At 51.4% G+C, this 7,000-nt stretch carries 8 protein-coding genes and 1 riboswitch; of the genes, 6 read left to right on the top strand and 2 right to left on the bottom strand.

The window, feature by feature from the left end:
• Together thiC and AC1DUO_RS22750 are read right to left on the bottom strand one after the other, a co-directional pair.
• Positions 1-1,449: phosphomethylpyrimidine synthase ThiC (thiC, locus tag AC1DUO_RS22755; protein WP_477988866.1), on the bottom strand; the 1,449-nt coding region annotated here is incomplete at its 3' end.
• Between the two features lie 122 nt (positions 1,450-1,571).
• Positions 1,572-1,698, bottom strand: a riboswitch (TPP riboswitch).
• Positions 1,699-1,771: 73 nt separating this feature from the next.
• Positions 1,772-2,287, bottom strand: coding sequence for an Rsd/AlgQ family anti-sigma factor (locus AC1DUO_RS22750; RefSeq protein ID WP_013577401.1), 516 nt, complete (start codon positions 2,285-2,287; stop codon positions 1,772-1,774).
• 99 nt (positions 2,288-2,386) lie between these two features.
• On the opposite strand from AC1DUO_RS22750, the gene nudC reads away from it, so the two are divergent.
• The 6 genes from nudC (at position 2,387) to AC1DUO_RS22720 (ending at position 6,818) form a co-directional block, all read left to right on the top strand.
• Positions 2,387-3,163 carry an NAD(+) diphosphatase gene (gene nudC, locus AC1DUO_RS22745; protein ID WP_013577400.1) on the top strand — a complete coding sequence of 259 codons (777 nt, stop codon included), beginning with the start codon at positions 2,387-2,389 and terminating at the stop codon, positions 3,161-3,163.
• Between the two features lie 71 nt (positions 3,164-3,234).
• Entirely contained in the window at positions 3,235-4,299 is a 1,065-nt protein-coding gene (hemE, locus tag AC1DUO_RS22740) for a uroporphyrinogen decarboxylase (protein WP_013577399.1), read from the top strand.
• 9 nt (positions 4,300-4,308) lie between these two features.
• On the top strand, positions 4,309-4,989 hold the full coding sequence (gene nfi, locus AC1DUO_RS22735) for a deoxyribonuclease V (RefSeq protein WP_037035724.1): 681 nt from the start codon (positions 4,309-4,311) through the stop codon (positions 4,987-4,989).
• 70 nt (positions 4,990-5,059) lie between these two features.
• Positions 5,060-5,650 carry a YjaG family protein gene (locus AC1DUO_RS22730; RefSeq protein WP_013577397.1) on the top strand — a complete coding sequence of 197 codons (591 nt, stop codon included), beginning with the start codon at positions 5,060-5,062 and terminating at the stop codon, positions 5,648-5,650.
• A 190-nt stretch (positions 5,651-5,840) separates the two neighbouring features.
• Positions 5,841-6,113, top strand: coding sequence for a nucleoid-associated protein HU-alpha (gene hupA / locus AC1DUO_RS22725; protein WP_013577396.1), 273 nt, complete (start codon positions 5,841-5,843; stop codon positions 6,111-6,113).
• 51 nt (positions 6,114-6,164) lie between these two features.
• Complete coding sequence (locus AC1DUO_RS22720) at positions 6,165-6,818, top strand: DUF1481 domain-containing protein (protein WP_187514653.1); 654 nt, start codon at positions 6,165-6,167, stop codon at positions 6,816-6,818.
• Positions 6,819-7,000: the final 182 nt, after the last annotated feature.

Here is a 7,000-nt window from a genome sequence, read left to right as displayed (position 1 = left end):
ATCGTAACCCGGCGCGATATCGGTAGTCAGCGGACCGAGGGTATAGAACGGGGCTTCGTGACACTGCTCGAGTTCTTCGGTCATGTTGCGGCGGATCATCTGCATCGGCACATGTCCCGGACCTTCGATCATCACCTGAACATCGTATTCCCAGGCAATTTTGGTCAGTTCGCCCAGTGTGCGTAATTCGGCGAATTGCGCTTCGTCATTGGCATCCTGAATCGAACCCGGACGCAGGCCGTCGCCCAATGAAAGCGAGACATCATAGTCGGCGCAGATTTCACAGATCTCGCGGAAATGCTCAAACAGGAAGCTTTCGCGATGATGTGACAGACACCATTTCGCCATGATCGAACCACCGCGCGACACGATCCCGGTCAGGCGTTTGGCGGTCATCGGCACATAACGCAGCAACACACCGGCGTGAATGGTGAAGTAATCGACGCCTTGCTCGGCCTGTTCAAGCAATGTATCGCGGAATATTTCCCAGTTCAGATCTTCGGCCACACCGTTCACTTTTTCCAGGGCCTGATAAATCGGCACGGTGCCGATCGGTACCGGACTGTTACGCAGGATCCATTCACGGGTTTCATGTATATAACGTCCGGTGGAGAGATCCATTACGGTGTCCGCGCCCCAGCGTGTCGACCACACCAGTTTCTCCACTTCTTCTTCGATGGAAGATGTCACCGCCGAGTTGCCGATATTAGCGTTCACTTTCACCAGGAAATTACGCCCGATGATCATCGGCTCTGATTCAGGGTGGTTAATGTTGGCGGGAATAATCGCGCGCCCGGCAGCCACTTCCTGTCGCACAAACTCTGCAGTGATACTGGCGGGCAGATGCGCGCCAAAGCTTTCGCCGGGATGTTGCTGGCGCAGAACCTCGCCGCGGATCCGTTCACGCCCCATATTTTCGCGAATGGCGATAAATTCCATCTCAGGTGTGATGATGCCTTTGCGGGCGTAATGCAGTTGCGTGACATTTTTACCCGCAATGGCTTTGCGCGGGCGCGGCAGGTGTTCGAAGCGGAGGTGGTCCAGCCCGTCATCCGCCAGCCGCTGCTGAGTAAAACCGGAACTGACCTGTGAAAGTTCCTGCGTGTCCGCACGCTCGTTTATCCAGCGGGCGCGTAATTTTCCCAGACCGGTATGCACGTCGATAACTGCCGCCGGATCACCGTAAGGTCCGGCGGTGTCGTAAACAGGAATTGCTTCGTTTTCTTCGAACTGCGGATTGTCTTTGCCGCCGCCGACCAGCGTCGGGCTGAGCTGGATTTCACGCATCGGCACGCGGATATCTTCGCGGTCAGCTTCAAGATAAATACGCCGGGAGTTGGGGAAAGCTTCGCCCTGCAAGCTGTCGATAAACGATTGTGCCTGCGCGCGTTGTTCACGGCGATTTGACGGTTTCTTTTCAGAAATAACGGGTTTTTGGGTACTCGACATAGCAAATTCCTCGCAAAAAAACGTGATGGAAAATTGCTTGTCAGGAGGTTTACGGCAGGAGTAAAAATGGGCGGTGCAGCACGGGCGGCCTTATGCAGGCAGATGCCTGATTGCGCTGAACGCATAACATTACTCTTGTTCCCTTCGCGGGTACTAACCCGATCAGGTTCCGCGGATCCCGAATTAACGGTCTCAGCCTGGCGTAATTCTCAACAGAAAATTATGCGCTAGGCACTCCGACAAGAAGCCTCAATATAGGAGGCGTTTTTTTAAACTACAAGTAAAACCATAACCCTGAGCAGGGTTTTATTGTGGCAACGTGTTAAGCCGGTCTGGCGAGATCAGGTTCATTTTCCGAAGGTGGCACACTCTCCGGGGCTGGCTCAAAAGCCATGATAATTAATTGATCTTCCAGTTGAAAACGGGCATCTAATGCCTCACCGATATCCGATAATGCATAGTGAAACGCGAAAGCATTATCATCGTCAATATCAGTTTCTGTGTAACTGTCATGGAAAGCCATGATAGCTTCAGTATTCAGCTCCAGAGCAGGGTAGATTTTTGCCGCCTGTACTTTTTTCGGGCTGCCTGCGCCATCGACTTCTTCAATGATGCGTGGATAGAGATGAAAATGCCCGGCAGAAAGATAGTCGACCAGATGATGGCAAAAACTGTCCAGCGCCTTTTCATTCAAAGGTGTATGTTTTTCTTTATTGGGTTTCAGACCGACAAAAGTGCAGTACGAAACCAGCAGTTCTTTGCGTGCGTGCAGCCATTGATCCACTAACTCATTACTGCCACCAACGCGTTGGGTCAGTCTTTCCAGACGATTTAGCATGGTTGACTCCGTGAGCGACAAAAAAAGTAACCAAAAGTTACTAATATGTAAATATCTTACTCAGATTGTCAGTCCCGACGAGGTTATGCAACAACAATTATGGAATTACAGATTACTGAGCAACACAACGGTTGGTGGATCATCAGCCAGGAAGGCAAGCTATGGCTGCCTGAGGGTGAACTGCCGTTTGGCAGCGCCGCACAATTTTCTCTGACCGGTAAAACAGCGCGGCAGATCGGCGAATGGCAGGGCGAACCTGTCTGGCTGGTTCGTCAGACGATGCCAAACCATATGGTTTCCGCCCGTCAGTTGCTGGATCAGGATCGCGGATTATTCCAGTTGGTCGGGCGTGGTGTGCAGTTGTCAGAATTTTACCGTTCTCACAAGTTTTGTGGTTACTGCGGACATGAAATGCACGTCAGCAAAACCGAGTGGGCTGCACTCTGCGGGCACTGTCGCGAACGCTATTATCCGCAGATTGCGCCCTGCATCATTGTGGCTATCCGTAAGGGGGATGAGATTTTGCTTGCGCAGCATGTCCGCCATCGTAATGGTATTCACACGGTTCTGGCGGGTTTCGTGGAAGTCGGAGAAACGCTGGAAGAAACTGTGGCACGTGAAGTGATGGAAGAAAGTAACATCCGGGTGAAAAATGTCCGTTACATCAGTTCCCAGCCCTGGCCGTTCCCCAATTCGCTGATGATGGCATTTATGGCGGATTACGACAGTGGCGACATACAGCATGACCCGAAAGAGTTGCTTAACGCGAATTGGTATCGCTTTGATGCATTGCCGCAGTTGCCACCGCCCGGGACGATTGCGCGCCGCCTGATTGAAGACACCGTTGCCCTTTGTCGTGCCGAACACGAAGAGTAGAGGCGATTTTACGTGATAGAATGCTGTCAGATGATTGTCGGGCGGCCCGAATACTGAAGGAAAGAGCAAGAATGAATGAGTTGAAAAACGACCGTTACCTGCGTGCTTTGTTACGTCAGCCAGTGGACATTACACCGGTCTGGATGATGCGTCAGGCTGGTCGTTATTTGCCGGAGTACAAAGCAACCCGCGCTGAAGCCGGTGATTTTATGTCGCTGTGCAAGAATGCCGAGCTGGCCTGTGAAGTGACTTTGCAGCCGCTTCGTCGCTATCCGCTGGATGCGGCGATCCTGTTCTCTGACATCCTGACCATTCCTGATGCGATGGGGCTGGGGCTCTATTTTGAAGCCGGTGAAGGCCCGCGTTTTTCTTCACCACTGACGAATCGTGCCGATGTCGAAAAACTGCCGGTTCCGGATCCTGAAATGGAACTCGGGTATGTCATGAATGCCGTGCGTACCATCCGTAAAAACCTGCAAGGTGAAGTGCCGCTTATCGGTTTCTCCGGCAGCCCGTGGACGCTGGCGACGTATATGGTAGAAGGGGGCAGCAGTAAAGCCTTCACCAAAATCAAAAAGATGATGTACGCCGATCCGGCGACTATGCATCTGTTACTCGATAAAGTGGCAGACAGCGTCATTCTTTACCTTAATGCACAGATCAAAGCTGGCGCCCAGTCTGTGATGATTTTTGACACCTGGGGCGGCGTGTTGACTCCTCGCGATTACCGCGAATTCTCCCTGAACTATATGCACAAAATTGTTGATGGTCTGATCCGTGAAAACGAAGGACGTCGTGTGCCGGTGACTCTGTTTACCAAAGGCGGTGGTCAGTGGCTGGAAGCGATGGCCGCAACGGGGTGCGATGCGCTGGGTCTGGACTGGACCACCGATATTGCCGATGCACGCCGTCGTGTGGGTGACAAAGTCGCGATTCAGGGCAACATGGATCCTTCAATGTTGTATGCCTCGCCAGTGCGTATAGAACAGGAAGTGGAGACCATTCTGGCCGGTTTCGGCAAAGGCAATGGTCATGTGTTCAATCTGGGCCACGGCATTCATCAGGATGTCCCGCCGGAAAATGCGGGTGCCTTTGTGGAAGCGGTGCATAGCCTGTCCCGGCAATATCACGAGTGAAATCCCGGTATGATCGATACCCGTGCTTTACGTGAAGAACAACGGATCCTCGCAGATCAGATCGAACTGCAGGATCCGCCAGGATTTACCACTCCCGCGTTGATCGCGGGAGTGGATGTCGGTTTCGAACAGGGCGGTGAGGTGACACGTGCGGCGGTGGCTGTTTTACGCTACCCAACGCTGGAACTTGTGGAATATCAGATTGCCCGCATTCCCACTGTTATGCCATACATTCCCGGTTTCCTTTCCTTCCGCGAACTTCCCGCACTGCTGCAAGCCTGGCAGCAACTCTCATTGCAGCCTGATTTGGTTTTTGTCGACGGGCAAGGGATCGCGCATCCGCGCCGTCTCGGCGTTGCCAGTCACTTTGGTCTGATGATCGACGTGCCGACGATTGGTGTGGCGAAAAGTCGTCTATGCGGTCAGTTCCTGCCATTAGGCGATGAACTACACAGCCGCCAGGCGCTGTACGAAGGGGATGAACAGATTGGCTGGGTGTGGCGCAGCAAGCTACGCTGTAATCCATTATTCATCTCACCCGGTAATCGTATCAGCATGGATTCATCGTTTTATTGGGTCGAACAGTGCATAAGGCAATATCGTCTGCCGGAGCCTACCCGTTGGGCGGATGCTGTGGCATCAAACCGGGCGGCGTTTCAACGCTGGCAACGGTTGAGTGATGATCTTTAGGAATCAAGGAATAGGGATATTGATTTATTTCAGGTAAACTCCCGCGCAGAAAAGTTAACGAGATCAACTCATGTTACGTAATCCAATTCATTTACGTCTCGAAAAGCTGGAAAGCTGGCAACACGTGACGTTTATGGCGAGCTTGTGTGAACGCATGTATCCGAACTATCAGGCATTTTGCCTGGAAACCGGGTTTGGCGAACCACAGCTTTACCGCCGCATCCTGGATTTAATTTGGGAAACGCTGGTGGTAAAAGACGCCAAGGTCAATTTTGACTCACAGCTCGAAAAACTGGAGGAAGCGGTGCCTTCTTCTGATGATTACGACATCTATGGGGTTTATCCGGCCATTGATGCGTGTATTGCATTAGGCGAACTGATTCATTCGCGTCTGAGTGGCGAAACGCTGTCTCACGCGGTTGCCGTCAGTGAGACGTCAATTCGTACTGTCGCGATGCTGGAAATGACTCAGGCCGGGAAAGAAATGACCGATGAAGAACTCAAAGTCATTCCTGCCGTTGAAGAAGAATGGGACATCCAATGGGAGATTTTTCGCCTGTTGGCTGACTGTGAGGAGCGTGACCTGGAATTAATAAAAGGGTTACGTTCTGACCTGCGTGAAGCTGCTGTCAGTAACATTGGCATAAATTTAGCGCAATAAGGCAAGAAAACGTGATTTAACGCCTGATTTGTCGTGCCTTAAGGCTTCACATCCGCACCCTGTCTGGTCTACATTTGGGGGGCGTAAAAAAAGTGGCTATCGGTGCGTGTATGCAGGAGGGTGCTGTCAATCGGCATATCCGTCGCACTTGATGCTTTGCAAACGATAAACACACTGTAAAGGATAACTTATGAACAAGACTCAACTGATTGATGTAATTGCGGACAAAGCTGATCTTTCCAAAGCACAGGCCAAAGTTGCTCTTGAATCTACCCTGTCTGCTATTACCGAGTCTCTGAAAGAAGGTGATGCTGTACAATTAGTTGGTTTCGGGACTTTCAAGGTAAATCATCGTAACGAGCGTACTGGTCGTAACCCACAGACTGGTAAAGAAATCAAAATCGCAGCTGCAAACGTGCCTGCGTTCGTTTCTGGTAAAGCTCTGAAAGACGCTGTTAAGTAATTGCTTGCAGTGAAAAGAATAAGCGGGGGGGCCTTTAAGGCCCTTCAGTTTATCCCCCCCGGACTGGTAGCAGGTTTACTGGTGCTCGGTCTGGTGGGTTGCAGTTCTAAAAAAGGCCCTGAGTTATTCTTTGCCAGCGGCTATGTCGCTGATCAAGGTATCAACCGGCTCTGGCGCGAAGACAGCGCACAGCACGAGCCTCAAACCATTCTCAACGTCTATAGCCCCTATTACGGCGGCGATACAATTATTACCCGATACGAATTCCAGCAGGGGCAATTGCACCTGATTAAAGAAACCCATGCGACTAAAACTGATTTGGGTGTCATGCTGCGTTTTGACGAGGGTGGCAACGTTAGCTTTATGCAGCGACAACTCCCTGAGCGCCGCGAGAAGTTATCGTCAGACGAAATCGAACGCTATAAATATGAAGCGTCAAAAATCCTCGATCTGAGCAATGCGCTGCGGGCAGGGAATGTCAGGCTGGTCCAGGCACGCTGGCGCAAAGGGTTAATAACGACCTGCGCAGGTGAGCAGGTGACGCCGGCACTGACTGTCCGTTCACAGGTCTGGCTGGCGAAACGGGCCAGCCGAAGTAATGATAATCTGGGCTTAGCCTGGCTGACGGCTCCGCAAGGCAACGAACTGTTGCTGGTCGCCAATGAAGATTTCTGTAAATGGGAACCAAAAGAGTCTGATCTCTGATCCCGTTTTMACTATTGAAAAGGCACGCCGAAGCGTAATGCCGGTCACTTAAGCATTTTTATGAATACAAATTCATTTTTGTGCTTCAAAGGATAATGAAGGAATCAGGCTTATAGCGCTATTTTTCTTCATCGAAGGCCCAAATTCACGGGCCTCATTTCCTTAAGTGACCGGCATTACGC

Source organism: Rahnella sp. P4_A8 (assembly GCF_056402435.1).
This window is presented reverse-complemented; position numbering and strand designations above follow the sequence as displayed.

Excerpts from the sequence above, each read along its gene's own strand:
- AC1DUO_RS22750 (WP_013577401.1), bottom strand. The coding sequence starts at position 2,287 with ATGCTAAATCGTCTGGAAAGACTGACCCAACGCGTTGGTGGCAGTAAT.
- AC1DUO_RS22730 (WP_013577397.1), top strand. The coding sequence starts at position 5,060 with ATGTTACGTAATCCAATTCATTTACGTCTCGAAAAGCTGGAAAGCTGG.
- hemE (WP_013577399.1), top strand. The coding sequence starts at position 3,235 with ATGAATGAGTTGAAAAACGACCGTTACCTGCGTGCTTTGTTACGTCAG.
- nfi (WP_037035724.1), top strand. The coding sequence starts at position 4,309 with ATGATCGATACCCGTGCTTTACGTGAAGAACAACGGATCCTCGCAGAT.
- hupA (WP_013577396.1), top strand. The coding sequence starts at position 5,841 with ATGAACAAGACTCAACTGATTGATGTAATTGCGGACAAAGCTGATCTT.
- nudC (WP_013577400.1), top strand. The coding sequence starts at position 2,387 with ATGGAATTACAGATTACTGAGCAACACAACGGTTGGTGGATCATCAGC.